The organism is Streptomyces aurantiacus, assembly GCF_001418335.1.
GTDB classification, from domain to species: domain Bacteria; phylum Actinomycetota; class Actinomycetes; order Streptomycetales; family Streptomycetaceae; genus Streptomyces; species Streptomyces aurantiacus.
The window spans coordinates 1-26,295 of sequence record NZ_LIPP01000093.1; the positions used below are offsets into that span (position 1 = coordinate 1).

Sequence of the window (26,295 nt, forward strand, 5' to 3'; positions counted from 1 at the left end):
TTGCTGCCGAGCCGTCGGAGGTAGGCGCGGTTGTCGCGGCTGGAGTACGCCTTGTCGCCGCGCACCCGGTCCGGCCGGCTGCGCGGGCGGCCCGGTCCGCGGCGCCGGATGCGTAAACCTTGCAGCACCGGGGCGAACATCGGACTGTCACCCCTCTGACCGGGCGAGGTCTGCCAGGTCAGCGGGCGGGCCCGGTCATCGGACAGCAGATGGACCTTGCTGGTCAGTCCGCCCCGCGAGCGCCCCAACGCCTCACGTCCATCGGCCTCATCACGGGCCCCGCCCCCTTTTGCGGGTAGTCGGCCGCAGGCTTGCGAGGCGCTCCGGCCGCGTGCTGATGAGCCCGGCAGGACGTCGAGTCGATGTTCACGGCCCACTCCTGCCGGGACACCTGGCGGGCATGCGTACCGTCCGGGTCACCGGCATCCGCCTCGATCTGCAGCTCCTGAAGGATGGTCTTCCAGGTGCCGTCGGCCGACCAGCGCCGATGACGCTCATAGACGGTCTGCCAGGGCCCGTACCGATCCGGCAGATCCGGCCAGGGCATCCCGCTCCGGGCCCGGAACAGCACCCCGTTGACCACCCTGCGGTGATCCGCCCACTGCCCGCCCGGCCTGCCGTTGCCCGGCAGGAGGGGTTCAATCCTCTGCCACTGCGCGTCCGTGAGCTCGTGTCGCCGCACCATACGCGCATCCTGCCCGGCCAGCCACGAGATCCACCCAGCCCACCAAGAGCCATCAGAAACGCCCTAGTTCCGCCACGTCGGGATCCCCTGAAGCTGGATCCGGTCCGAGCTTTGCAGCATGCGCTCTACCGGGCGGCGGTTTCACGCGTTGGGGGAAAAGGTAGGTCCACCGCAGGGACGTCCTGAGGCGCGCGTGGGTGGTGGTACGCCGTATCAACGGCGCGCCGGGCATTGACGCCACCACCCTGGCTGAAGTTGAGGAGCCGTGGGGGCTGCCTTGCCGACATCATGATGCTGCGGTCCGAGCTGGCCGTGTCCGGAGCGGTCGCCTCCGACCCCACTGTCTCCCGCCTGATCGACGACCTTGCCACCGCGGACGCGAAGGCACTGAACGTCATTCGCACCACCCGGCCCTCCCTATGGACTGTTGCAGGGAGGGACGCTCATCAGCCGACACTCCCGCAGGAGCGGCCAGTCAGACTTACGCGAAGCGCAACAAGACTGATCAATCCGACGTCGTTGCAGATCGCTACCACAGCCCAGCAGCCTGCGGACAGGTTTGCGGCTCTTATCCACCGGGCCGCCCTCGCACTGGAACGCATGATTTTCGCACTGTGATCCGGCAGATGTCCGTTCAGCGGACAACGCCTCGCCCTCGACGGCGCATTTCCTTCATCGTGGCGGAGACCGATCCCACCGATGAAAGGACGCTCATAGATGTGAACATGAAGCCCACGACATCCTCGACGCCTTCCTACCTACTGCGCACGAGCTCGCTAGTCGCTGAACATTCGCGATCAAGCCATCCGTCACCCCTTCACTATACTTGCTGATGCAGGTAACTATCGGTTGACGTCCACGCTGACCCTCGGGCATGCCCATCTGCCCAAGATCGGCAACCTGCACCGGCAAGTGGACAAAGCGCAGAAACTGCCTATATTTCGACGTCCTAGCCGGTTGGGGACGGGTCAACTGGCACCCTCCTGCTTGTCGCCTAGGCTGGCTAAGCTGAAGCCTGCATCATGCTTGCCCTCGCAAGCAGTTATCGTTATAGTGTCATTGCTGCAGAGGTAGACACTCGCCCTCGCACTTGCAGCAGTCCAGGAACGCACCATCCGCCGAAGGGTCCCGACGTCATGCCGACCTCCGCAACCGTTCTCCAAGCGCCGCCGACAGGGCGCTATGTCATCAATGACTCGGCATCCACTGTCACTTTCACCACCAAGCACATGTTCGGCTTGGGCAAGGTTCGCGGCCGGTTCACCGTGACAGGCGGCGTGATCACCGTTGCCGACCAAGTTGATGACTCCACGGTGGACGCCGAGATCTCCGCTTCGAGCTTCTCGACCGGGAACTTCCTCAGGGACTTCGCAGTAAAGTCACCTCTGTTCCTCAACACCCGCCGTCACCCTGCCAGCTCTTTCCGGGCCCGCAGCATTCAACGCGAGGCTGACAACTGCATAGTCTCGGGGACCCTCACGGTGAAGGGTGAGTCGGCACCCGTCGATCTCATTGTGACGGACATCGACGTTGAAGGTACATCGGTAGTCTTCTCCGCCAAGGGGCTGATCGACCGCTATGCGCTCGGAGTCACTATGATGCGCGGTATGGCCGCTCGCCGTCTGACCGTCGATATCAGCGTCCACACCACTAGGGTGTAGGCGGCGAATCGATTGATACGCGCTGCCGCCAGCCTTCGATCGCGCAACCCTTGATTTGACTGCAACCTTTTGTCAGTTAAATAAAGTCGGTTTCTTCGGTGAGGGCGCGAACAAGGACCTATGGATTTCGTATTTCTGCTAGGGCACCGGATTGACGGGGGAAGTGCCTAGTCTGCTCATTTCCGACCTTCACAGCAGCATCCCCCCTCTGTCCAGTCACGTTATCGACCACGATGCAATTTTAGTGAAAGGCATCTTCGTGCGCACACCTGTTGCCATGAAGTCGTCATCATCAGCGAAATTGCAGTTCGGTCGCAAGTTGATAGGAGTAACCATGAATGCCCATCGTCGTACCTTCCTTCGTAGTGCTGCCGGCGTAGGGGGCATTGCGGTGGCGGGGTCGCTGACCGGCCTCGCCGTGCCAAGCACTGCACAGGCCACTGCGCCCCTGTCCGGTGATGGACTACCGGACTACGCTCCGGTCCCGTCGGGAGCGCTCGGCCCCGCGATGAATGAGTCTGGGTACCACGTTGGCCGCATCGCCGGAAATCTCTACTGGGTCACCGACGGGATCTATCAGGCGCTGTTCCTCACCACCAAAGAAGGTGTCGTGGTGATCGATGCCCCACCGACCATCGGACACAACCTGCTACGCGCCATCAAGCAGGTCACCCAAGCCCTGCGTCGCCCGGAACGGGTCACTCACCTCATCTACTCGCACTCACATGCTGACCACATTGGTGCGGCGGCCATCTTCGGAGACCGCGTGATCCGGGTTGCTCACGCCGAGACCAAGCGACTGCTCCGGGCAGCACGGGATACGAACCGTCCGCTGCCCACTGTCACCTTCGAGGACCGTTACCACCTGCACGTCGGAGGTGAGAAAATCGAACTCACCTACCACGGACCCAACCACAGCCCGGACAACATATTCATCCGCATCCCCAGCGCACGCACTCTGATGGTGGTCGACATCATCTACCCCGGCTGGGTTCCCTTCAGTAACCTTGCCGAGTCGCAGGACATCCAAGCGTGGAAGGCTGCCCACGATCTCGTGCTCAGCACAGAGTGGGACACCTATATAGGCGGCCATCTCGGACGTCTCGGCACCCGGTCGGACGTACGTCTCCAGAAGGAGTACGTCGAGGACCTGACTGCCAGCACTGTCGCGACACTGAAATCGCTGGATCCCACACCGTTTTTCGCCAAGTACGGGGCAACCGGTAACTCGTGGGCCATCTTCAAGTCATACAGCGACGAAGCCGCGCAACGCGCTGCGGACCCGGTCACGGAAAAGTACCTCGGCGTGCTCGCCGGAGCAGACGTGTACACCGTGAAGAACGCGGCGGCCATGGTCAACTCAGCCCGCATCGATGCAGGGATTCTCGGCGCCTTCGGCATCCACCCCTGAGAACTCGCCATAAGATGATGAGCGGGCGTTCTTGAGACGTCTCTAGAGATCTAAAATGGCTGGGGTTACGTCGGGGCGTGACGGTTGGTGTGGGCTGCGCTATGCCGGAGGAATGAGGTATCCCGATGGCGGTGGGCTGACGGCCGAGGAGCGGGCTCGGCGCGAACAAGTTCGGCTCGCAGCCGCTGACTTGATAGAGACGGGGGCCAGCGATGCAGAGGTGGCCCGGCGGTTCAGGGTGACTCGGATGTCGGCGAACCGCTGGCGTCGGGCCCTGGCTTCGGGCGGTCGGCAGGCCCTGGTCTCCAAGGGCCCCGGCGGAGCCCGCTGCAGACTTGAGGCGGGGCAACTGCGTTCCCTGGAAGCAGTGTTGGAGGCAGGTCCGGCTGCATGCGGCTGGAGCGACCAGTGCTGGACGCTGGCCAGGATCGCCGAGATCGTGCGTCGCCGGTTCGGTGTCGAGTACACCCTGGCCGGGTTGGATCTGCTGCTGCACAGGATCGGCTGGAGCGTGCAGATCCCGACCCGCAAAGCCTCTGAGCGGGACGAGTCGAAGATCGCCGCCTGGAAGGACGAGCAGTGGCCCGTCATAAAAAGAGGGCGGCGGACCTGGGCGCCTGGCTCTGCTTCGAGGAGGAGGCAGGTCAGGGCCTGAGGCCGCCCAAAGGCCGCACCTGGGGCCGGCGAGGCCACACGCCCGTCGTGAAGGTCACCGCTGCGGGCACGAAGCGTGTCTCGATGGCCGCGCTGATCTGCACCAAGCCCGGTGCCAGGTCACGGCTGACCTACCGGATCCACCTGGACCGCGGCCCTGCCAAGGGCCGGCGCAAGGGCTTCACCGAGACCGACTACGCCCGCCTGCTGGATGACGCACACCAGCAGCTCGACGGCCCCGTCATCCTGGTATGGGACAACTTGAACACGCACGTCAGCCGCGCCATGCGGGAGCTGATCGCGGCCCGGTTATGGCTGACCGTCTACCAGTTGCCGCCGTACGCACCTGAACTCAACCCGGTCGAGGGCGTGTGGTCGCACTTGAAGAGGTCGCTGGCCAACCTCACCAAACACAGCCTCGACCAGCTAACCGCGCTGGTGAAGACCCGGCTCAAACGGATGCAGTACCGACCCGGCCTCATCGAGGGCCTCATCGCCAAGACCGGACTCGACTTCCAACCCCCCGTAACCCCAGCCATTAAAGATCTCTAGCAGTCGGCTGGCGAAGGTCCGCTGCGAGCCCCCCTCCACGAGCGCCGGATGCGCGAGCCGTCGATGGCAGCGTCCTCCATGTTCAGCAGACCGGTGGCCGCCGCTCCGTCAGCGGCACCTCATGCAGTTGCAGCCAGACGCCGGCTTCGGTCCCGCAGACGCCGCCAGGCGATCACTCCGTTGCAGCCAGCCTGTCCCGCCGGAATATCCCGCCACTGACGCTCTTGCACAGCACGTAGACGATCCCCCGCAAGGCAGCCCAGTTATCAGCCGGCAACCGCGCGGGATACTGATGCCACCTGGAGGGACCGGGCGTAACAGCGGAGCCACTCGTTCCCACAGATCGTCAGGCACCAGATCAGCAGACGCCCAACAGGTCCTGCCGACACAACACCCAGCTATCAAGACCCATAACGAACTTGATTTTTAAATGGTCAGTTATCAGACCTTTTCGCAAGTTCGGTGGGTGTGTGGACCGATGGTCAGGCCGGTATGGGCCAGGAATGACCATGGCAGTCGGGGGTTGGCGTTGATGCGGTGGATGCCTTGCTCGTGGGGGCTTCCTCGGTTGGAGACAGTCCGCTGAGGCGCTCGATGTTGACGGCGATGGCCGTCAGGATGTGTTGGATGTGGGCCTTTCCCTGTCCGCGGTAGCGGCAGCGGCGCATGCCGTATCCGTGGGCGAACTCATTATCCGTGCCCTCCACTCCGGAGCGGACCGCGTAGCGGGTCTTCGACTCGGGTGTCTGTTGCTCGGTGCGGACGCGAAGTTGCAGGTCGCGGAGTTTTCGTGGGGGAAAGCCCACGGTGCGGGTGCTTTCGCGGGGGGTGGTGCACCGGGTGCGGGCCGGGCAGGGCTGACACTGGCCTTTGGTGAACCTGGCCACGATCAGCGGGGCTGCGGTGGGTGGGGAGGTCGGGCAAGGGCCGTGCCGGCCCTGGCTGACCTGGCCCTGGGGGCAGGTGACCTGCTGCTTGGCGTAGTCGATGTGGAAGTCGTCCCGGGCGAAACCCTCGTCCCGGCGGTGCTGCCGGGTGGGGTTGCTCCGGAGTGTCCGGAGACGGTGACCTGGTGTTCACGGGTGGCTTGTTCCAGGTGGGGCAGGGAGGTGTAGCCGGCGTCGACCAGGTGCTCGGCGGGCAGCAGTCCGCGGCGGGAGAGGCGGGTGTGGATGCCGGGCAGAACCTGGCTGTCGTGGGTGGTGGCCGCGCTGGTGGCCACGTCCGTGATCACGTTGGGGCCGTCGGGCACAGGTCTCGGTCAGGTGAGCGGAGAACCCCTTCCAGCTGATGATGTGTCCGTGCCGTGCGTAACGGGCTGAGGTGTCGTAGGGGGAGACGATGACGAGGGCGGCAGTCCGGGGCCGGCTTCCTTCCCGGCGGTGCGCCAGCGCAGGTGTCCTGCGGCGTCACGGTGGTAGTTCTGCACCATGATCTGCCGTAGGGCCTGGATACGAGGGCCTGACGTGCGGTCCGCTCCGTGCCGGTGGAGGTGTTCCAGGAGCCGGACGGCATCGTTTCCGGTGGCAGGGATCCTGGTCTTGGGCTTGGTGGGGTTCTTGCCCAGGCGGACCGGATGTCCATTTGACTGGAGGTGAGAGACAGCGGTGGGGGAATCCTCTCGGATCGCGGGGCAGGACAGTCTGCGGGCGGACGCCCGGCACAACCGGCGGCGCATCCTTTCAGCTGCCCGCGTGGTCTTCGCCGAGCACGGCATCGACGCGCCCATGGCGACCGTGGCCCGGCGGGCGGGGGTCGGCGTGGCGACGCTGTACCGGCGATTCCCGACGCGGGACGCCCTGGTGCGGGCCGCGTTCGCGCACCAGATGGACACCTGTGCTCGGGCGCTCACCGAGGCACTGGCCGACCCCGATCCGTGGCAGGGCTTCCAGCGACTGGTCGAGACGGTCTGCGAACTACAACGGGAGGAACAGGGCTTCCCGGCCGCGTTCGTCGCGGCCTTTTCGGACAGTACGCGCGAACACGCGCGGGTACGGGAACAGGCCGAGCAGGACTTCATGACCCTGGTCCGCAGGGCTCAGGCGGCGGGCGCGCTGCGGGCCGACTTCCACCCCTCCGATCTCGCCGTGGCCCTGTTGTCCCACTGCGGTCTGGTCACCGCACTGCCGGGTGACCGTGCAGCGTCCCGGCGTCTGGTGGCGTACTTGCTCCAGTCGTTCCGCGCCGAGGCGGCCCACGGAGCGCTGCCAGCGCCGAGCGAACTGTCGCTGCGCAGTCTTCCGCTCGCGGCCCACGGCTCCCAGGGACAGCGGTCCTCCGGAGCCTGATACGAAGCGGCGCCTGCCGCGTGGCCGCCCTTCGGGTGACCGCACCACTTTCGCAACAGGCCCTACTGTAAAGGGTGTCGCACAAGGCTGCGAACTGGGCATTTCCTCGGTGGGGCTGGGGTGTTGAGGGCTGAGCGGGTGTGGGTGGAGACATTCACGGGTCTGCAGGCCGCCGGTCCCGGTGGACGCCGCGCGGGCGGCGGGGCGTTGGACCGCCTCCAGTGTCCGGGAGGTGCTGACGAATCCGAAGTACACCGGGCACATGGTGTGGAACCGGCGGACCCGCAAAGGCGCTGGCCACAACTCCCTCAACCCGGCGGAGGAATGGGTGTGGTCCAATGCGCCGGCGCACGGGGCGCTGGTCGGTCTGGAGACGTTCGTGCGGGCGCAGCAGGTCGCCGAGCGCCGCCGGCGCCGCATACAGGGCAAGCCCAGCGAACGGGCCGTCTACTACGTGTGCCCGCCGAAGGCGGAATACCGGTCCGAAGGGTACGGCGCTCACGGGCCATGAACGCTTCGGCCCCGCCCTCAAGTATGTCCTGGGTGTCGCATCGCACGCGAGTTACTTCGATGGGCCCTGCGTGTTCGACCTGTTGCCGAGCACCGTGGAAGTTTGGTTCTGTGCTGCTTTTGACGCGAATGGAGGTGCCGTCGTTGGCAAGGGCGATGACGCGCTCGGCGTCGGCGTTGACCGGGATGTTGGCGTTGTGCGTGATGACGATGATCTAACGCTTCCAGCGACTCTTTCGAATTTCCGAGATGATGGGTTGAGAGATCCATGCGGTGTCGAGATCGTTCTCGGGTTGGTTGGGGACCAGGCACCCCTTGGCCAGGCACACAGATGAGCATGTGATCAAAGGCGTCAGCGAACTCCGTAACACCGTGATGCGGCCGGGCCCACAGTGAATCGTGGAGCACTTCCGGCCATTGAACTGACTCCCTGTCAATTCTCGGTGTTCTCCCCCCACCCCCACAGGCGGCACGACAACAGTGAGGCCCGCGGCCCTGGACCAGAGCCTGTGAGCCGCAGTCTGCTGTCCCCTCATGCCTGAGGAAGCCATGACTCCCACCCCCCACCTCGCCGAAATTGCCGCCCGCGCGGAGCGGCTGGCCCCGTTCCAACCTGTCGACCGTTCACTTCTCCCGGACGCCGGTACCGCGACGGTGGATATCGTCGTACCGGTCTACAACGAGGAACGCGCCCTTCCCGGGTGCCTGCACACCCTCCACGCACGGCTGTCCGAGGGGTTCCCCTTCTCCTGGCGGATCACGGTCGCCGACAACGCCAGTACCGACGACACCCTCGCCACCGCCCGCCGCCTCGCCGACGAACTGCCCGGGGTGGGCGTCGTCCACCTGGACCGGAAGGGGCGCGGGCTGGCCCTGCGCACTGTCTGGGGCGCCAGTGACGCGGACATCGTGGCGTACATGGACGTCGACCTGTCCACCGGACTCGACGGACTGCTCCCGCTGATCGCCCCGCTGGCCAGCGGCCACTCAGACCTCGCGATCGGCTCCCGGCTGGCACCCGGTGCACGCACGGTGCGCGGGCCGCGCCGCGAGTTCGTCTCCCGCTGTTACAACGGCATCATCCGGCTCACCCACGGAGTGCGCTTCAGCGACGCCCAGTGCGGATTCAAGGCGGCCCGTACGGAGGTGCTCCGGCCGCTGCTGGACGTGACCCGCGATGACGCGTGGTTCTTCGACACCGAGCTGCTCCTGCTCGCCGAGCACAACGGACTGCGCGTCCACGAGGTGCCGGTCGACTGGGTCGAGGACGTCGACACCCGGGTGGACGTGGTGAGCACCGCCACGGACGACCTTCGGGGTCTGTGGCGCATGGCGCGTCTCAAGGCCTCCGGTGCTGCCCGCGTCGACATCCGACCGCGCCCCGCACCGTCCGCCGAGCACCCCGACGCCGTCCTCGCCCCCGCCACGGGACGTGGCGTGCTGTCGTGGGAGGTCGGCTGCTTCGTCGCGATCGGCGTCGTCTCCACGGCCGGGCAAGCCCTGCTGTACTGGCTGTTGCGCGGCTGGTGGACTCCCGCCGTCGCCAACCTGGTCTCGCTGTTCGTCCTCACCGTCCTCAACACCGAGGCGAACCGGCGCCTCACCTTCCGGCACTCGTCCACCGCGCCCACCCGCGCCCACCTCGGTGCCGGAGGTCTGTTCGTCCTCGGCTACCTGGTCACCTCCGGGGTGGTGCTGTGGTTCAAGTGGCTTGATCCCGGCGCCTCACCGGCCGCCGAGACCGCGGTCCTCGCCGCGGCGTCCGTCGCCGTCACCGGCGTGCGCTTCGCCGTTCTACGGCTGGCCGTCTTCGCCGGCCCCCGCAGCCGTACCAGTTGACGAGAGCGAAACGAGACATGAGCAACTACGCGCACATCACGTCCGCACCAGCGGCTTCGGAGCACGCCGAGAGGCGTACGTCCGTCCGTTCGCTGCCCACCTGGGCGGCACCCGCGGCACTCGGAGCCGTCATGGTGCTCGCGGCGATCCTGTACGGATGGGCACTGGGTTCCCTGGGCTGGGGCAACAGTTATTACTCGGCGGCCGTGAAGTCGATGGGGAAGAGCTGGACGAACTTCGTTTTCGGCTCCTTCGACCCGGTCGGCGTCGTCACGGTCGACAAGCCGCCGGCCGCGCTGTGGCCGCAGGTGCTGAGCAGTAAGATCTTCGGGATGCACGGCTGGGCTCTGATCCTGCCGCAGATGCTCGAAGGAGTGGCCGCGGTGCTTGTGCTGCACCGCACCGTGCGCCGCTGGGCGGGAGAGGGCGCGGCGCTGGTCGCCGCCCTGGTACTCACCCTCACCCCGATCACCGTGGCCATCAACCGGGACAACAATCCGGACACGCTGCTGGTCCTGCTGCTGGTGTCCGCGGCGTACGCGCTCACCCGCGCGCTGCAGGCCGGGGGCAGGGCCGCGACCTGGTGGCTGTGCGCGAGCGGCTTCCTGATCGGGTGCGGATTCCTCACCAAGATGCTCGCCGCCTGGATGGTCGTCCCTGCCTTCGCCGTCGCCTGGCTCGTGGGAGCAAGCGGCCCCTGGATACCGCGAGTGCTGCGGCTGCTGGGTGCGGGAGCCATCCTGGCGGCGTCCTCCCTGTGGTGGGTCGCCATGGTCGCCCTGTGGCCGGGCGACCGCCCCTACATCGGGGGCAGCACGGACGGCTCGGCCTGGGACCTCGTGATCGGCTACAACGGACTCGGGCGGGTCTTCGGCTCCAGTGACGGAGCACCCCAGGGAATGGGTGGCGGAGGCGGCGGGTTCGCCGGCGGGTTCGGCGGTGAGTCCGGCCTGACCCGGATGTTCGACACACAGGTGGGTGGTCAGATCAGCTGGCTGCTGCCCCTCTGCGGGCTGGCTCTGGCCGGCGCGGTCGTCGTGGCGGTGCTGCACCGACGCGGGAAGCTGCCCGCCTCCGTCCTGCTGCCGACCTCCGGCTGGCTGCTGTGGGGGACATGGCTGGTGGTCTGCGCCGCCGTGTACTCGACTCAGAAGGGCATTTTCCACCCCTACTACACCACCCAGCTCGCCCCGGCCATCGCCGCCCTGTGCGGAGGACTGGCGGCCGGCCTGGTCCGTGTGCACCGTGCGGGCTTCCGCTGGGCGCCACTGGCCGGCGTGGTCGGAGTTGTGGTGAGCGTGGTTTGGGCGGTGGTACTGGTCCGCCGTGTTCCCGACTGGAACGGCTGGCTGGTCTGGCCGGTGCTGCTCGTTGGCTGCGCCGCCGTTGTCCTGCTGGTGCTGGCACGACGGAACGCCCGATTGCTGGCGGCTGCCGTGGGCGCGGCGGTGGCCTCGGTCCTGGTGGCCCCGGGAGCCTGGGCGTTGACCGTGCCTGCCTCCACCGGCATGGGCGGCTCCAACCCGACGGCCGGTCCGACGACGATGGGCTTCGGCGGAGGCGGCATGTCTCGGCAGGGTGGGAACGGCGGAGGCATGCCGTCCGGGATGCCGTCGAACATGCCGGGCATGCCCGGTGTCGGCGGGNNTCCCTCGTCCGGCGGGATGCCTTCCGGCATGCCCACGGCGGGTGCGAGCGGCATGCCCGGTGCCGGCGGGTCGGGCGGATCAGGTGCCCCCTCGTCCGGCGGGATGCCGTCCGGGATGCCTTCCGGCATGCCCACGGCGGGAGCGGGCGGCATGCCCGGTGCCGGCTCGGGAGGTGCCCCCGGCGGGCGCGGTGGTCTCGGTGGCGGTGGGGAACTCACCGCTGACCAGCGCAAGATCCTCCAGCACGCCGTCAAGCACGCACCCGACGCACGCATCAAGCTCGCCGTCGAGGGCGGCGCCATGTCCGCCAGCCCCTTCATCCTGGGCACCGATGAGAGCGTCATCGGCATGGGCGGCTTCACGAACAGCGACAACGCGCCGTCGGTGGCCCAGCTGAAGGAGTGGACCAAGAACGGCGAACTGCGCTACATCTTGGGTTCCGGCACCAACGGCGGTGGGCCGGGCGGCATGTCCGGTGGATACGCCAAGCAGCGATCCGACTGGATCGCCGACAACTGCACGAAGGTGCCGGCGTCGTCCTACGGCGGCACGACCTCCGAGGAGGACAGCGGAGGTGTGATGGGATTCGGTGGAGCCAGCGTGCTCTACGACTGCGCCGCCAAGTAAGCCGGGCCGGAGCGGGCACCAGCCAGACGGCAGAACGGATCAGCAGACGTCATGACCGACAGGTCCGCAGCGGCGAGGCCAGGACATCGGCTCCTCGTGGTCGAGGACGAGCCCAGCATCCGCACCCTGCTGGAGGCGACGCTTCGTCTGACCGGATACGAGGTGAGCAGCACCGACACCGGACAGTCGGCCCTCCTGGAGGTCGAACGCCTGGAACCGCACCTGGTGCTGCTCGACGTGATGCTGCCGGACCTGGACGGCTTCGAGGTGACCCGCAGGCTGCGGGCGGCAGGGAACGACTGTCCGATCCTGTTCCTCACCGCCCGCACCGAAACCCACGACCGCGTCAGCGGCCTGCGGGCGGGCGGAGACGACTACGTCTCCAAACCGTTCAACATCGAGGAGGTCCTGCTGCGCATCGAGGCCATCCTGCGCCGAACGGCTCCGGCCGTCACGGCGCGGGTGATGCCGAGCGTTCTGAGCTACGCCGACCTGGAACTCGACGAGGGCGCCCACGAGGTGCACCGCGCGGGGGAGTACATCGCGCTGTCACCCACCGAGTTCAAGCTCCTGGCCTACCTCCTGGCGAACGCCGGACAGGTGGTGAGCAAGCTCCAGATCCTCGACCATGTCTGGAGCTACGACTTCGCGGGCGACGTCCGGATCATCGAGACGTACGTCCGCTACCTGCGCAAGAAGATCGACCGTTTCGATCCGCCGCTCATCCAGACGGTGCGCGGCGTCGGCTACAGCCTCCGACTCTCCCGCGACCACGGAGGGACGCCGGAGCAGTGACCCGCTTTCTGCCCCGGCCATCCGGATCACTGAGACGACGACTCGTCCTCGGCGTCACCGTCCTCGCCACCGCAGCCGTCCTGGCATCCCAGACCCTCGGCTACGTAGTGGTGCGCTCCTGGCTGCTCGACCGTGTCGACGAGCAGCTCGTCGAGTTCCACCCGCCCGCGCCGGCTTTCTACGACGCTCTCGACGGGACACTGCCGACGCCGAGGGAGCAACCGGACATACTGCCTTCGGATTTCCACGTCTACTTCTACGACGCCTCCGGGCGCCTCCTGAACGGCTCGCTGGGTTCCGAAACGAAGCCAGGACCCCGGTTGGCCGACGACGCGCAGGACCTCGGTCTTCGGGACGGGCATCCGGAGACCTTGCCTGCCACCAGCGGTGACGGCCGCTGGCGAGTGATGTTGAACCCCGGCCCCGGGGGTATGAACGCGGTGGTCACCTTGCCGCTGGACACCGTCGACGGCGCCGCTTCGAAGATCCTGTGGCTGAACGCGGTCCTGCTCGCCGTCACCATCGTCGCCCTGGTCGCCCTGGGCCGATGGGTGGTCCGGCTGGGCTTGTTGCCCCTGACCAGGACGGAAGGCATCGCCCAGGACATCACCGCGGGCCGGCTCAATCTGCGGTTGCCCGACACTGATCCGCGCACTGAGATCGGACGCCTCGGCCGGGTTCTGAACTCCATGCTCGACCGTCTCCAGAAGGCGCTGCTGGCCCGTGAGGCGTCCGAGGCCCGGCTGCGTCGGTTCGTCGCCGACGCAGGGCACGAACTGCGCACCCCGCTCACCGTCATCCAGGGCTACGCCCAACTCGCACTGCGTCCGGAGCGACGCCTGGCGCGGGAACTGCAGGAGGCCAACCGGTTCATCGCGCAGAACGCGCAACGCATGAGCCTGCTCGTCGACGACCTCCAACTCCTCGCCACCCTGGACAAGGAACCCTCGTACCGGAGGGAACGGGTCGATCTGCTGTCCCTGGCGGCGGACGCCGTCACCGCGACCGTGGCCCACAGTGCGTCCCACCCCGTCGGCCTCGGCCCGCTGTACACCCCGGCCGATCCCACTGGAACCGAGGAACTCGACATAGCGGAGACCGTCGGCGACCCGCACCGGCTGCGGCAGATCCTTGAGAACCTGCTCTCCAACGCCCGCATCCACACCCCGCCGGGTACCCGCGTCCACGTCCGTGTCGGCACGACCGAGGCGGGTCCCGGAACCGGCGGCACGGACCGACCCGGACGCTTCACCGTTTCCCCGGCCCTGCCGGAGCGCATGCTGATCAGCGTGATCGAGGTGGCGGACCAAGGGCCGGGTCTCGTACCCGTCGACGCGGAGCTCGTCTTCGAGCGCTTCTACCGCGCCGACCCGGCCCGCTCCCGCCTCCACGGCGGCAGCGGCTTGGGCCTCGCCATCGCCGCGACCATTGCCGAGGGCCACGGGGGCCGCCTCGAACTCGACACGGCCCCCGGCCACGGTTGTACCTTCCGCCTGGTACTCCCCGCAGCCGGCCCTGGTCAGCAGCCTTAAGACTGTTGAGGGCTGTCAGCGAGAGATACGAGCGCGGGAGGATCGCGCCCTCTTCGCAGGCGCCTACAGCGCGCTCATGAGGTCAACGACCAGTGGGCGCCACCCGTTCCGCTACCACGGTCAGCTCGTCGCCCAGTGCCCGCGCCCGTTCCGCCATGTCGACGATCCCGCTGCCACCGACGGACCCGGCCGGGCGGGCCGCGGGTACCCGCCGTCGTCCTCGACGGTCAGGGCCGGCTCCCCGTCCCCGTAGGCGAGTTGGACCATGACCCGTCCGGCACCGCTGTGTTTGGTGACGTTGGTCAGCGACTCCTGCATGATCCGGTGAACGGCCGCGGGAGCGGTGGGCGCCTCTTCGTTGACCTGGCGGAGTACACCGCCCGTGGCCACCACCGTGAACCAGCCCACGGCCACCGGACACCGCCGCCGAAAGACAGCGGGTCCGGTGTTGTCGGCAGACCGCCTCGCCCGACCGTCCCTCGGCGTGTCCTCGGAGTTGTGCTGCGATGCGAGTGAAGTGCCCTGGTTTTCCTTCTGTTCACTTGTACGTCTTCTTGAATACTCCTGAAATCAACCCGTGTTTCTCATGGGCTCCTCATGCGCTGTTGGTTGCGTGTGCCAAGCGGGTCGGTCCGCAACGTATGAGCAAGGAGGCGCATGGTGTTCCTGTCGAAGGCAGCCGCGGCGCGTGAGGGCCGGGCAGCCGAGCCCCGGCTGGCGGACAGCGGGGATCAGGGGAGCGAAGACCCGTTGCACGTGGCCAGTCGGCTGCACGCGTTCAACCGGTTCGAGCTGAAGTACCTGGTTCCGGTCGACCAGGCGGCGCAGATCCGCGACGAATTGGCCGAGCGGATGGACCGCGATCTGCACAGCCCCGTCGGTGGGTACGGCGTGTGGAGCCTCTACTACGACACTCCTCAGCTCCGCTTCTACTGGGAGAAGATCGAGGGTCTGAAGTTCCGCCGCAAGCTGCGTATCCGGCACTACGGCAACCTCGACGGAGTCGTCGACGAGTCGCTCGTCTGCGTAGAGATCAAGCAGCGTGTCAACCGGGTCACGCAGAAGCGCCGCATCACCCTTCCCTATGGTGTGGCACGACGGTTGTGCGACGGCCGGGAGATGGTGGAGCACTCGCCGAAGGAGAGCGCCTTCATCCAAGAGGTCCTCGACCTGACCGTGCGGCTGAACCTGCAGCCCACCGCGATCACCGGGTACCAGCGTGAAGCCCTGGTCGGGCGCGGTGCCGACACCGGACTGCGGGTCACCTTCGACCGCCGTGTCCGAGGCCGGGACCGGGACTTCCACTTCGGCATTCAGACGCCGGAGAACCGGTTCACGATCCCGCCGCACATGTCGGTCATGGAGATCAAGGTGAACGAGCGCACCCCTCACTGGATCACCGATCTGGCCGCGCGGCGCAACCTCAACCTCGTACGCATCTCGAAGTACGTGCAGTCCATCGAGGCGTTCGGACTGGCCCCGCGTTCGGTCTTCCACATCAATGAGGCGGACTGTCCGCCGCCCACCCCCACTGAAGAACAGCCGCCGAACGGGCGGCCGGCGCAGCACGACGCGTCGTTGAAGGTAGGAGCACAGTGAATTTCGAACTGCAGGAACTCAGCGGCACGTTCAGCGTGGCCGACGTCGTGGCGGCGATGGCGCTCTCGTTCATTCTGTCCACGCTGATCGGCTACGTGTACCGGTACACGCACCGCAACGTCTCCTACAGCCAGTCCTATGTACAGACGCTGGTCGTCGTCGGCATGATCGTCGCCCTGATCATGCTGGTCGTCGGCTCGAACCTGGCCCGCGCGTTCTCACTCGTCGGCGCCTTGTCGGTGGTCCGCTTCCGCAACGCGGTCAAGGAGACCCGCGACGTCGGCTTCATCTTCCTGGCCATGGCGATCGGCATGGCCTGCGGCGCCCGGTTCTACACCCTGGCCGCGGTCGGCGCCGTGGTGATCTGCACGGTCATCCTGGTGATGTTCAAGTTCAACTGGTTCGCGCTGAACGTGCAGCGCCAGGTCGTCAAGGTCCAGGTCCCGGCCGGCGAGGACTACACGCCGCAGATCCGTGACGTACTGATCAAGTACACCAGTGAGTTCGAGCTGGTGAGCACGGAGACGATCCGCGGCGGCGCCCTGAGCGAGATCTTCTACACCGTCCGTCTGAAGAAGGGCGCCGAACCCGGTGACCTGGTCAGCGCCTTGCAGGAGCGGACGTCCGGCCAGCGCGTCACCGTCCTGACCGGCTACGACACGACGGATCTGTGATGAGCGGCGAGACCGCCGCGCGGCGCGGGCGGCGACTGAAGGACCGGCTGCCCGTACGGCTGCGCCACCACTGGAAGCCGGCCGCGGCGCTGGGCGTCGGGCTCGCCGCAATGGTCTATTTCCTCGGCGACGCGCGGATCTCCCCGTACGTCACATCGTCCTCGCGAGTCGAGGCGGACGCCATCACCGACAACGTCAGGGGCACGGTGGGCCTGTACGACACCACGGTGGCGCACTCGGTCCAACTCACCTACCAGCAGGCCGATTTCAGCAAAATGATGAAGGAGTTCAAGGAGGACGGTACCAAGGACTACATCGAGGCCGACCTCGTGATCGACGGTGTCTACCTCAACGACGTCGGAATCCGCCTCAAGGGCAACTCCACCTTGTCGTCCCTGCGCGGCAGCAAGGGCATGCCCGGTGGCGGCCGGAACCTGCCCGATGCCGCGCAGGGCGCTCCGGCCGGTACAGCCGGTGCAACCGGCGGGGCCGGAAGCCGGGACCGCGGCCAGAGCCAGCAGGCGGGCGGCGGTCCCGGCGCGGCCGACGGCACGGGTGACACGGGCGGCATGGGCGGCATGGTGCAGTTCAACCTGTCCGCGAAGAAGCCCGAAGAGCTGCCCTGGCTTGTCAAGATCGACGAATACGTCGAGGGGCGTGCCTACCAGGGTGAGCGGGAGATCTCGCTGCGCCCCGGCAGCAACGGCCAGGTCCCGGTCAACGAGGCGCTGTCGCTGTCGCTGACCGAGGAGAGCGGGCAGAAGGCCGAGCGGTACGCCTTCACGGAGGTGAAGGTGAACAACCGGCCCACCGTCACCCGCCTCATGGTCGAGGCACCCGACACCGACTACGCGGACGATGTCGCCGACGGCAACGGTGTGCTCTACAAGGCGAGGGCGAGCGGCAGCTTCGAGTACCGGGGCGACGACCCCAGCGAGTACGAGAGTTCCTTCAAGCAGCTGAACAAGAAGGGCAGCCAGGATCTCGAACCGGTGATGAAGCTCATCAAGTGGGTCGACAGCGCGTCGGACAAGGAGTTCGCCCGCGACCTCGACAAGTACGTCGACGTCGACTCGCTCGCCACCTACGTCGCCGCACAGAACCTGCTGCTGAACTTCGACGACATGGCCGGCCCCGGCAAGAACTACCTGTTGTGGTACGACCTGGACACCAAGACGTTCTCCGTCCTGGGCTGGGACTACAACCTCACCTTCAGCGGAGACGCGACGGCCGGGCCGGACGACACGGTCGGCATGGGCGGCATGGGCGGCGGCATGCCCGGCGGCGACCCTGACGCCGGGGGCACCGCCGACAGCGGCACCGCCGGTGGGAAGGACGCGCAGCAATCGCCCGCGGACGGCGCGATGCCTTCCGGGGCACCGCAGGAGCAGCCCAGTGGCATGCCCGAAGGAATGCCGGAAGGGATGCCCAGCGGTGTGCCCGAGGGAATGCCCGGTGGAGGAAGCGGCGGCGCCGGTCAGGAAGACGGCGCGGACGCGGAGGGCGGCAGGGGCGGCCTCATGGCGGGGCACGCCCTGAAGACCAAGTTCCTGGAGTCCGACGCCTTCGACGCCGTCTACAAGAAGGCGTACCGAGAGCTGTACGAGAAGTTCTACGGCTCGGGCACGGCAGCGAAGGAGCTGAAGGCCATCGCGGAGCAGGCACGCTCCGCGGGAGCCGGCTCCAAGGAACTGGACACCGCCGTGACCGAGCTCACCAAGACCGTCACCGACCGCACCGAGGCCCTGGCCAAGGACAAGGACGTGACGGGCTGAGGACTCCGACATCCCGGGCCGCCTTTTCCCCGAAGGCGCCGCCCGGGATGTCGGACTGATCCATTCTTGCGTTTTGACGCTTTGCTGCTTTCGCGCACAGATTCGCTGCCTACCATTGCGCCGCACGACCAGGAAACGCCCTGTTCCGAGGCCATCTGTCCGTACTCCGAGGTGCCAGAACGTGATCGACGAGCACACCCTCACGCGCACGCCCGCCACCGGACACACCATCCTGGTCGTGGAGGACGACGCCAGTATCCGAACCCTGCTGACCTCCGCGCTCAGCGTGGCCGGTTTCGCCGTGGCGAGCGCGGCCAGCGGGCAGGAAGCCATGTTCGAGGCCGGCAACCGCCGGCCCCACCTGATCGTCCTGGACGTGATGCTGCCCGACACGGACGGCTTCCAGCTCACCCGTGACCTTCGTGCCCAAGGCATCTACACGCCGGTGCTGTTCCTCACTGCCCGGACCGGCGTCGAGGACCGCATCATCGGTCTGAGCTCCGGCGGCGACGACTACGTCACCAAGCCCTTTCACGTCCAGGAGGTGCTGCTGCGTATCCGCGCCATCCTGCGCCGCAGCAACGCACCCGCCTCCGCCACCGGCGCCGGCCGGCCGGCCCTGCGATACGCCGACCTCACCCTGGACGAGACCACCCACGAGGTACGACGCGCGAACCACCCGCTGAAGCTGTCACCGACCGAGTTCCGGCTCCTGGCCTGCCTGTTGGCCCACCCCGAGCGCGTTCTGGAAAAAACTGAGATCCTGCAGCAGGTCTGGCAGTACGGCTTCTCCGGGGACACCCGCATCGTCGACACCTACATCAAGAACCTGCGCCGCAAGATCGACCGGGATCCGCCGGCGTTGATCCACACCGTGCGCGGGGTCGGGTACTGCCTGCGGCTGCCGCGCGGCGATACGCACACGGCCGACCGATGAGACGGTCCCGCCGCGTGCGTCTGCGCCCGCGCTCCCTGCGCAGCCGCATCGTCCTGATCGCCGGCCTGCTCGCCACCAGTGCCGTCCTCCTGTGCCAGCTCGCCGGCCTGACCGTCCTGCGCGGCTGGCTCACCGACCAGGTCGACGACCGGCTCTCCCACTTCAAGCCCCCCGACCGCCTCTACGAAGACTTCGCCGGCAACCGAACGCCGCGGCCGCAGCCCTCGGACGCCGCCCTGCCCTCGGACTACCGGGTCTACTTCTACGACGAGGACGGACGCCTGCTGCGCACGTCTCTGGGAAGCGGCAACAACCCCGGCCCCCGCCTCCCGCAGCGAACAGCCGACCTGCGCCTGCCCACCGGGCGGCCGACCACCCTTGCGGCCGAGGACAGCCCCTCGGGCTCCGGCTGGCGAGCGATCGCACTGACGGGGCCCGGCGACATGCGGGCCGTTGTCGCTCTGCCCCTGGACACCGTGGACGGCGCCACCACCAAGCTCCTGTGGCTCAGCCTCGGCCTCGGTGCGGCCGTAGCCGTCGGAGTCGTCACCCTCGGCAACGCCGCCGTCCGCCTCGGACTGCGCCCGCTCACCCGGGTGGAGCACACAGCTCAGCGGATCACCGACGGTGCCGTGGAACTCAACGTTCCCGTGACAGACCCGGACACCGAGGTCGGCCGACTCGGCACGGCGCTCAACACCATGCTCGACCGCCTGCGCGCCGCCCTGCACCGCACCGAGACCTCCGAAGCACGGTTGCGCCACTTCATGGCCGACGCCGGACACGAATTGCGCACCCCGCTCACCGCCATCCAGGGCTTCGCCGAACTCCTTCTGGACGAACCCGACATGCCCGGCCGGCGACGCCGTGAGGCCCACGCCCTGATCGCCCACAACGCCGGCCGCATGAGCCGCCTCGTCGACGACCTGTTCCTCCTCGCCAAGCTCGGCGACACTCCCATGAGCCACCGGGAACCCGTCGACCTCCTGTCCCTGGCGGCCGAAACGATCGCCACCGCCGCGATCCGCCACCCCCACCGGGCCATCACCCTGGAGCCGCTCGCAACCCACTCCGCCGGCCCCGAACGCGATCTCGATGTCATCGAGACGCCCGGCGACCCCCACCAACTCGCCCAGGTACTGGGCAACCTGTTGTCCAACGCCTGCATCCACACTCCCGCCGACAGCAGCATCCACGTCCGTATCGGGGCCGCCCGCACCCCCACAGGGAAGGGCCTCGGCAACGGCCGGTCACTGCCGCCCGGCACACCCGTCTCGGTCATCGAGGTCGCCGACAACGGCCCCGGCATCAAACCCGACGAGGCCCTCAAGGTCTTCGACCGCTTCTACCGCGCCACACCGCTCGAACCGTCGGCCGACAACCTCGTGGCCGGCCGCGAACCCGGCTCCGGCCTCGGCCTCGCCATCGCCGCCGCCATCGCCACAGCACACGGCGGACGCCTGGAACTGGACAACCACCCCGACGACGGCTGCACCTTCCGCCTGCTCCTGCCCGAATCGACGACCGCGCCGAAGGACGACACCGATGAGGCTCACCACGATCGGGATCACCCGTGACCGAACCGCCGCCGCCCGCCTGGACAAGCAGCACCTCACGCTTCTGCCCCACCCCGACGTGGGCGCCCTGCTCGCGTCCGGCATGGACTGGGCACAGCGCGCCGCAGCCCACACGGGCGACCAGCTCCCCCTCCACGCCGCCACGACCACGGCGCCCCTGCTCACCCCTGGCAGGCTCATGCAGATGGGGCCCAACTACCGGACATGCAGCAAGGAACTGAATCAGCAGCACCCCCCGAAGCCGTCCCTGACCATCGTCCGACCGCACACCACCGCAGGGGCGCAAGCGATCGTGCCACTGCCCGTGTCGCCCGACCAGGGCATGGTCTGGGGCGTGGAACTCGGCGTCGTCGTCTCACGGCACGCCCACCGCATCCCCACGGCCACGGCTCTCGGCCACGTCGCCGGATACGTCGTCGTCAACCACCTGCGCACTACCGGCAGCACAGTGCCGGTGTCCGAGTCCCGGTCCGGCCCGCGGACCCGTCCCGCCCGCTCCGTTCTCCTCATCGGGCCTACTCTCGTCACCACCGACAACGTTCCACTGGGAGGGCGGGGACTGACGCTGACGGCCAGACTCGACGGTCGGCTCCTCCAGAAGGCCAACACCTCCGAGCTGCACTTCGACGTCGCCACCCTTGTCGCCCACGCCAGTACCCTGACCACCCTGCTGCCCGGCGACCTCATCACCACCGGCACACCGGGCGGCACCCTCGATCACCCCCTCGAACCGGGCCAGAACCTCCATGTCGCCATCAAAGGCCTGGGTGACATCACAACCGGCTTGACAGCGGCTGAAACTGAAGCACGCAGGTGAGCAGAAGAGCCGTCTGCGCAAGCAGTCCTCAGGTCCCGCCCGAAGGAGACAGCGTGACTTCAAGGCGCTGCGCGAGGTCGTCGTACGGAATACCGAAGGTCTCAAGGACAGTGGCGCCCCCGGGACCGACCTGGAACGTCGCGAAGTCCGTGTAGACGCGGTCGACGCAGCCGGCGCCGGTGAGCGGGTAGGTGCACTCCGGGACCAGTTTGGGCACGCCGTGCTTGTCGAACAGCGTCATCATCACGAACACCCGCTTGGCGCCGATCGCCAGGTCCATCGCCCCGCCGACGGCTGGGACGGCCCCGGGGGAGCCGGTGTGCCAGTTGGCGAGGTCGCCGGCCGAGGACACCTGGAAGGCGCCCAGTACGCAGATGTCGAGATGGCCGCCGCGCATCATGGCGAAGGAGTCGGCGTGGTGGAAGTAGGCGGCTCCCGGCAGTTCGGTAACCGGGATCTTGCCCGCGTTGATGAGATCGGGATCGATCTGCCCGTCCTGGGCCGCCGGGCCCATGTTGAGCATGCCGTTCTCGGTGTGCAGCACCACCCCCGCCTCCTGCGGAAGGTGGTCGGCCACCAGCGTCGGCCGGCCGATGCCCAGATTGACGTAGGAACCGTGCGGGATGTCACGCGCCACCCGCGCGGCCATCTCGTGCTGGGTCAGCGGCCCCCGGCCGAGATGCTCCACGAGGGACGGAGGCGAGATCGTCGGATTCATGCTGCTGGCACCACCTTGACGACGCGGTCGACGTAGATGCTCGGGGTCACCACGGCCTCGGGATCGAGCACGCCGGTATCGACGATCTCGTGCACCTGGGCCACGACCGTGGTCGCCGCCGTGGCCATGACCGGCCCGAAGTTGCGGGCGGTCCTGCGGTAGACGAGGTTGCCCATCCGGTCGGCCCGGTGGGCACCGATCAGCGCGACGTCCCCCTTGATCGGGTATTCCAGGACGTGCGTGCGGCCCGCTATCTCCCGGGTCTCCTTGCCCTCGGCGAGCAGGGTGCCCGCCCCGGTGGGGGAGTAGAACGCGCCGATCCCGGCACCGGCCGCGCGCAGCCGTTCGGCGAGCGTGCCCTGCGGGGCCACCTCCAGTTCGACGCGTCCCTCGCGGTACAACCGGTCGAAGACCCACGAGTCGGACTGCCGGGGGAACGAGCACACGATCCGGCGCACCCGTCCCTTGTCCAGCAGGGCCGCGAGCCCGGTGTCGCCGTTTCCGGCGTTGTTCGACACCACCGTCAGCTCGGTCGCGCCCAGCCGGATGAGCGCCTCGATCAGCTCGACCGGCATGCCGGCCATGCCGAACCCGCCCACCAGCACGGTCGAGCCGTCCTCGATCCCGGCGACGGCCTCATCGGGATCCCCGCACACCCGAACGCTCATGCCGCACTCTCCAGGACCACGGCCAACGCCTGTCCGACGCCGATGCAGATCGCGGCGACTCCCCACCGCTGTCCCGACGCGCGCAGACGCGCGGCCAGCGTGCCGAGGATCCGGCCGCCCGAGGCCCCGAGCGGATGGCCGAGGGCGATGGCGCCGCCCTGGGTGTTCACGATCGCAGGGTCGATCTTCCAGGCGTCCACGCAGGCCAGGGACTGGACGGCGAAGGCCTCGTTGAGCTCGACCGCCGACACGTCGGCCCAGGAGATCCCGGCCCGCTTCAGCGCCCGCTCGGCCGCCTCGACCGGCGCGAACCCGAACATCTGCGGTTCGAGCGCCGACACCCCGCGCCCGGCGATCCGGGCCAGCGGCCCGCTGCCGATGCGGGAGGCGGCCGCCTCGGAGCCGATCAGCACGGCGGACGCACCGTCGCTGAGTGGTGAGGCGTTGCCTGCCGTGATGCGGCCGTCGGTCCGGAAGGACGGTTTGAGGCCGGCCAGCTTCTGCGGAGTGGATCCGGGCCGGATTCCCTCGTCCCGGGACAGGACGGTTTCGCCGTCCGCCATGACCGGTACCACCAGGTCGTCGTAGAAGCCGGACTCCCAGGCGGCGTGCGCGAGGGTGTGGGAGCGGGCGGCGAACTCGTCCTGGCGCTCCCTGGGTATCCGGAAGCGGTCGGCGAGCTGCTCGTTGGCCTCACCGAGGGAGACGGTCCATTCCTTCGGCATCCGTTCGTTGACCTGTCGCCAGCCCAGGGTGGTCGACAGGGCGGTCACATGGCCGGCGGGGAAGGCCCGGGACGGCTTGGGCAGTACCCACGGTGCCCGGGTCATCGACTCCACCCCACCCGTCAGGACGATGTCGGCGTCACCGCTCTCCACGGCGCGCGAGCCCATGATCGCCGCGTCGAGGGAGGAGCCGCAGAGACGGTTCACGGTCGTCGCGGGCACCGTCGGCGGCAGCCCCGCCAGGAGGACCGCCATCCGGCCGACGTTGCGGTTGTCCTCGCCCGCACCGTTGACGTTGCCCCAGATCACGTCGTCGAGGGCGGCGGGATCGAGCGTGGGCACCTTGCCCAGCACCGCCGAGACCGCGGTGGCGGCAAGGTCGTCGGGCCTGATCTCGGCGAGTGCCCCGCCGTAACGGCCGAAGGGTGTTCGCACTGCGCTGTAAAGGAAGCTGGCAACCATGGAAGCGACGCTAGGGCGCCTGATTAATCACGTCCAATATCTATTGACGCATGATTAATCACCAACGGGGATAAGCTGTGGTCATGGAGCTGCGACAGATCCGCTACGTCCTCGCACTCGCCGAGGAGTGCCACTTCGGCCGCGCCGCCGAGCGGCTCCACGTCGCCCAGTCCGCCCTCTCTCAGCAGCTCAAGCAGTTGGAGCGCGAGCTGGGCACGACGCTGTTCACACGGTCGACGAGGAGGGTCGAACTCACCGAGGCCGGCCGTCAACTGGTTGCCCATGGACGGTCGATCCTGGCCGAGGTCGGACGAGCCGAGGAGCAGATGACGCTGCTCGCCACCGGTCGGGCAGGGCGGGTATCCATCGGCTTCGTCGGCACAGCCACGTACGACGTCCTGCCGCAGATCGCCCGGCGGGTGCGGGAACAGCTCCCGGACGTGGCCCTCGAACTGCACGGTGAACTGCTCAACCCCGCGCTGGTCGAGGGCCTTCGGGACGGCACCTACGACCTCGCGCTGCTGCGCTCCGACACCCTGCCGGACGGCGGCCTGAACATCACCGCCCTGCGGTCCGAACGGCTGGTCGCCGCGCTTCCCGCCGGACACCGGCTGGCCGGCCGGAGCCGGGTCGCCCTCGCGGAACTCGCCGACGAGCCATTCGTCGTCCATCCCTCTCAGGGCCGGTCCTCCATGCACGGTCGGGTCCTCGCCGCCTGCGCCGGTGCCGGCTTCGTGCCCTCACCGTTGACGGAGGTGGGCGAGACCTCCACCCTCGTCGTCTTCGTCGCGGCCGGCCACGGTGTCGCCCTGGTCCCGGAATCGGTACAGAGCCTCCGTCTCGACAGGGTCGTCTACGTCCCGCTCGCCGAGACCGAGACCGTCACCCTTGGGCTCGCACGCCGACCGCTGCGGAACTCGCGGGCCACGGAACGGATAGCGGCGATGATCGAGCAGTACATGTCGGGCAGCACCGGGCAGCGGTAGGCGGGACGCCGAAGGCGGCGACGACCGGTGTACGGAACCGGAAGCCCGGCGGTACTCTCCGGTCCTTGGTCTACACGCGCCCCCGACGCACACCGTGGTGGCGTCGGTATCGAGCAGGCAGGTGCAGCATGGTCGGCGCCGTCAGGATTCCCAGAGCCCATCGCTTCGCCACGGCGCAGATCGAGCCGGACCGTCAGGTGGAGCTCTGGGAGCGGCACAACGCGGAGTCCTTGATCGCCCTGGTCTGCCGGCCGCCGGTGAACCGGTCGTTCGCGGCTGTAGAGGTGAACCTCCAGCTCGAGCGGGTCCATCTCGCCCGGGTACGGGGGACTCGACACGTGGTCGAGCGGTCTGCCGAGCTGGTCGAGGCCAAGCCCACCGAGGCGATCGCCGTCTATATGACCATCACGGGTGAGGCGGTCTTCGAGCAGGACGGACACCGTCAGGTGCTGCGGCCGGGGCAGCTCCTCGTCTGCGATGCCGACCGTCCCTTTCTCCGTGGGTTCGGCCGAGGACTGGAGGAACTGGCGGTGAAGGTTCCCCGTTCGGAGTTCTCCGCGCTCACCGGCCTGGCGACCGTGCCCACGCCCGTCGTCGTCGACGCGGGCCCCGGCGAGAACGCGCACGGTCGGGCCCTGGCCCGGCTCGCGGCACGGGCGGTGCGCCGGGATCGCCCTGTGCCGGCGGACGAGCAGGCAGTCGTCGAACTCGTAGCGGTGCTCGCCGCCTCCGACCACGTCGGCCTGCCGGTGGCACACAGAGTGTCGGCTCGGACGTTCATCGAGGAGCACATCACCGATCCGACGCTCCGTGCGGCCGATATCGCGTCCGGCACGGGCATCAGTGAGCGACATCTGTCGCGTCTGTTCGCTGCCGCAGGCACCAGTGTGCCCGGACACATCCTCTCGCGTCGGCTGGACGCGGCGTACAGCATGCTGACCTGCGATCCGGCCAGAGGCCTCCGCACGTCGGACGTGGCAGCGCGGTGCGGCTTCACGTCCGTCGCGTACTTCTCCCGCACCTTTCGCGAGCGGTTCGGCGTCACCGCCGGTGAGATCCGAGCCGGGTCCGCCTGACCGGCCGCGTCCCACGATGCTCATTTCCGCCATCTCGGTCCGGATCGTTGGGTCGGCCCGGGTGTGCCCGCCGACACT

Annotated in this window: 25 protein-coding genes and 1 pseudogene; 19 read left to right on the forward strand and 7 right to left on the reverse strand. The window is 68.0% G+C overall.

What is annotated here, in order from left to right; all coding sequences use genetic code 11:
• Both AOK01_RS42650 and AOK01_RS13555 read right to left on the reverse strand, forming a co-directional pair.
• The coding region (locus tag AOK01_RS42650) for a transposase (protein ID WP_169800130.1) at positions 1-248 on the reverse strand (248 nt) is incomplete at its 3' end.
• Entirely contained in the window at positions 224-685 is a 462-nt protein-coding gene (locus AOK01_RS13555) for an IS5 family transposase (RefSeq protein WP_055511251.1), read from the reverse strand. The genes AOK01_RS42650 and AOK01_RS13555, both read right to left, overlap by 25 nt.
• Positions 686-952: 267 nt before the next feature.
• Between AOK01_RS13555 and AOK01_RS46535 the strand changes: the two are divergent.
• From AOK01_RS46535 to AOK01_RS46540, 4 genes and pseudogenes are all read left to right on the forward strand, one after another.
• A pseudogene (locus AOK01_RS46535) lies at positions 953-1,129 on the forward strand (IS1380 family transposase); the annotation flags it as partial.
• Positions 1,130-1,821: 692 nt separating this feature from the next.
• Positions 1,822-2,346, forward strand: coding sequence for a YceI family protein (locus AOK01_RS13565; protein WP_055511253.1), 525 nt, complete (start codon positions 1,822-1,824; stop codon positions 2,344-2,346).
• A gap of 244 nt (positions 2,347-2,590) precedes the next feature.
• The gene (locus AOK01_RS13570) at positions 2,591-3,757 is read left to right on the forward strand and encodes an MBL fold metallo-hydrolase (RefSeq protein WP_245702230.1); all 1,167 of its coding nucleotides are present in this window, start codon (positions 2,591-2,593) and stop codon (positions 3,755-3,757) included.
• A 112-nt stretch (positions 3,758-3,869) separates the two neighbouring features.
• Positions 3,870-4,963 (forward strand): IS630 family transposase gene (locus AOK01_RS46540; protein ID WP_425424734.1). Its coding sequence is split into 2 segments (ribosomal slippage): positions 3,870-4,365 and positions 4,365-4,963, totalling 1,095 coding nucleotides; the frame shifts between segments, so codons are not numbered across the junction.
• 482 nt (positions 4,964-5,445) lie between these two features.
• Here AOK01_RS46540 and AOK01_RS44965 read toward each other — a convergent pair.
• Positions 5,446-5,952 carry a transposase gene (locus AOK01_RS44965; protein WP_245702236.1) on the reverse strand — a complete coding sequence of 169 codons (507 nt, stop codon included), beginning with the start codon at positions 5,950-5,952 and terminating at the stop codon, positions 5,446-5,448.
• Between the two features lie 618 nt (positions 5,953-6,570).
• Between AOK01_RS44965 and AOK01_RS13585 the strand changes: the two genes are divergently transcribed.
• The 7 genes from AOK01_RS13585 to AOK01_RS13610 all read left to right on the forward strand — a co-directional run bounded on the left by AOK01_RS13585 (position 6,571) and on the right by AOK01_RS13610 (position 14,203).
• The gene (locus AOK01_RS13585; RefSeq protein WP_055511256.1) at positions 6,571-7,251 is read left to right on the forward strand and encodes a TetR/AcrR family transcriptional regulator; all 681 of its coding nucleotides are present in this window, start codon (positions 6,571-6,573) and stop codon (positions 7,249-7,251) included.
• A gap of 181 nt (positions 7,252-7,432) precedes the next feature.
• Positions 7,433-7,762: a recombinase family protein gene (locus AOK01_RS13590; RefSeq protein WP_055511257.1), complete on the forward strand. Its 330-nt coding sequence runs from the start codon at positions 7,433-7,435 to the stop codon at positions 7,760-7,762.
• A 548-nt stretch (positions 7,763-8,310) separates the two neighbouring features.
• Positions 8,311-9,600, forward strand: coding sequence for a bifunctional glycosyltransferase family 2/GtrA family protein (locus tag AOK01_RS13595; RefSeq protein WP_079103395.1), 1,290 nt, complete (start codon positions 8,311-8,313; stop codon positions 9,598-9,600).
• A gap of 17 nt (positions 9,601-9,617) precedes the next feature.
• On the forward strand, positions 9,618-11,246 hold a 1,629-nt coding region (locus AOK01_RS46120; protein WP_281181348.1), incomplete at its 3' end, for an ArnT family glycosyltransferase.
• A gap of 129 nt (positions 11,247-11,375) precedes the next feature.
• Positions 11,376-11,876, forward strand: a complete 501-nt coding sequence (locus AOK01_RS44975; RefSeq protein WP_245702234.1) for a mannosyltransferase YkcB-related protein — start codon at positions 11,376-11,378, stop codon at positions 11,874-11,876.
• 51 nt (positions 11,877-11,927) lie between these two features.
• Positions 11,928-12,671, forward strand: a complete 744-nt coding sequence (locus AOK01_RS13605; RefSeq protein ID WP_055511259.1) for a response regulator transcription factor — start codon at positions 11,928-11,930, stop codon at positions 12,669-12,671.
• Positions 12,668-14,203 (forward strand): sensor histidine kinase, encoded by a 1,536-nt coding sequence (locus tag AOK01_RS13610; RefSeq protein ID WP_055511260.1) that lies wholly within the window; start codon positions 12,668-12,670, stop codon positions 14,201-14,203. The genes AOK01_RS13605 and AOK01_RS13610 overlap by 4 nt, the downstream gene beginning before the upstream one ends.
• A 120-nt stretch (positions 14,204-14,323) precedes the next feature.
• Here AOK01_RS13610 and AOK01_RS13615 read toward each other — a convergent pair whose 3' ends face one another.
• A complete protein-coding gene (locus AOK01_RS13615; RefSeq protein WP_157871292.1) occupies positions 14,324-14,611 on the reverse strand; it encodes an ATP-binding protein in 288 nt (95 codons plus the stop codon).
• A 348-nt stretch (positions 14,612-14,959) separates the two neighbouring features.
• Here AOK01_RS13615 and AOK01_RS13620 point away from each other — a divergent pair, with 348 nt between their 5' ends.
• The 6 genes from AOK01_RS13620 to AOK01_RS13645 all read left to right on the forward strand — a co-directional run bounded on the left by AOK01_RS13620 (position 14,960) and on the right by AOK01_RS13645 (position 21,582).
• Entirely contained in the window at positions 14,960-15,802 is an 843-nt protein-coding gene (locus AOK01_RS13620) for a polyphosphate polymerase domain-containing protein (RefSeq protein ID WP_245702237.1), read from the forward strand.
• Positions 15,799-16,476 (forward strand): DUF4956 domain-containing protein, encoded by a 678-nt coding sequence (locus AOK01_RS13625; protein ID WP_055511263.1) that lies wholly within the window; start codon positions 15,799-15,801, stop codon positions 16,474-16,476. The genes AOK01_RS13620 and AOK01_RS13625 overlap by 4 nt, the downstream gene beginning before the upstream one ends.
• Positions 16,476-18,251, forward strand: coding sequence for a CotH kinase family protein (locus AOK01_RS13630; RefSeq protein WP_055511264.1), 1,776 nt, complete (start codon positions 16,476-16,478; stop codon positions 18,249-18,251). Before AOK01_RS13625 ends, AOK01_RS13630 begins: the two co-directional genes overlap by 1 nt.
• 181 nt (positions 18,252-18,432) lie before the next feature.
• Positions 18,433-19,188 carry a response regulator transcription factor gene (locus AOK01_RS13635; RefSeq protein ID WP_055511265.1) on the forward strand — a complete coding sequence of 252 codons (756 nt, stop codon included), beginning with the start codon at positions 18,433-18,435 and terminating at the stop codon, positions 19,186-19,188.
• A complete protein-coding gene (locus AOK01_RS13640; RefSeq protein WP_055511266.1) occupies positions 19,185-20,765 on the forward strand; it encodes a sensor histidine kinase in 1,581 nt (526 codons plus the stop codon). Before AOK01_RS13635 ends, AOK01_RS13640 begins: the two co-directional genes overlap by 4 nt.
• Entirely contained in the window at positions 20,734-21,582 is an 849-nt protein-coding gene (locus AOK01_RS13645) for a fumarylacetoacetate hydrolase family protein (protein WP_055511267.1), read from the forward strand. The genes AOK01_RS13640 and AOK01_RS13645 overlap by 32 nt, the downstream gene beginning before the upstream one ends.
• A 28-nt stretch (positions 21,583-21,610) precedes the next feature.
• Here AOK01_RS13645 and AOK01_RS13650 read toward each other — a convergent pair whose 3' ends face one another.
• Genes AOK01_RS13650 through AOK01_RS13660 form a run of 3 tightly spaced genes read right to left on the reverse strand, consistent with a single transcriptional unit; the run spans position 21,611 to position 24,155 of the window.
• Positions 21,611-22,300: a 3-oxoacid CoA-transferase subunit B gene (locus AOK01_RS13650; protein ID WP_055511268.1), complete on the reverse strand. Its 690-nt coding sequence runs from the start codon at positions 22,298-22,300 to the stop codon at positions 21,611-21,613.
• Positions 22,297-22,968, reverse strand: coding sequence for a 3-oxoacid CoA-transferase subunit A (locus tag AOK01_RS13655; protein WP_055511269.1), 672 nt, complete (start codon positions 22,966-22,968; stop codon positions 22,297-22,299). The genes AOK01_RS13650 and AOK01_RS13655 overlap by 4 nt, the downstream gene beginning before the upstream one ends.
• Complete coding sequence (locus tag AOK01_RS13660; RefSeq protein WP_055511270.1) at positions 22,965-24,155, reverse strand: thiolase family protein; 1,191 nt, start codon at positions 24,153-24,155, stop codon at positions 22,965-22,967. The genes AOK01_RS13655 and AOK01_RS13660 overlap by 4 nt, the downstream gene beginning before the upstream one ends.
• Positions 24,156-24,238: 83 nt before the next feature.
• Between AOK01_RS13660 and AOK01_RS13665 the strand changes: the two genes are divergently transcribed.
• Positions 24,239-25,141, forward strand: a complete 903-nt coding sequence (locus AOK01_RS13665) for a LysR family transcriptional regulator (protein WP_055511271.1) — start codon at positions 24,239-24,241, stop codon at positions 25,139-25,141.
• Between the two features lie 128 nt (positions 25,142-25,269).
• Positions 25,270-26,217 (forward strand): helix-turn-helix domain-containing protein, encoded by a 948-nt coding sequence (locus tag AOK01_RS13670; RefSeq protein ID WP_055511272.1) that lies wholly within the window; start codon positions 25,270-25,272, stop codon positions 26,215-26,217.
• Positions 26,218-26,295: the final 78 nt, after the last annotated feature.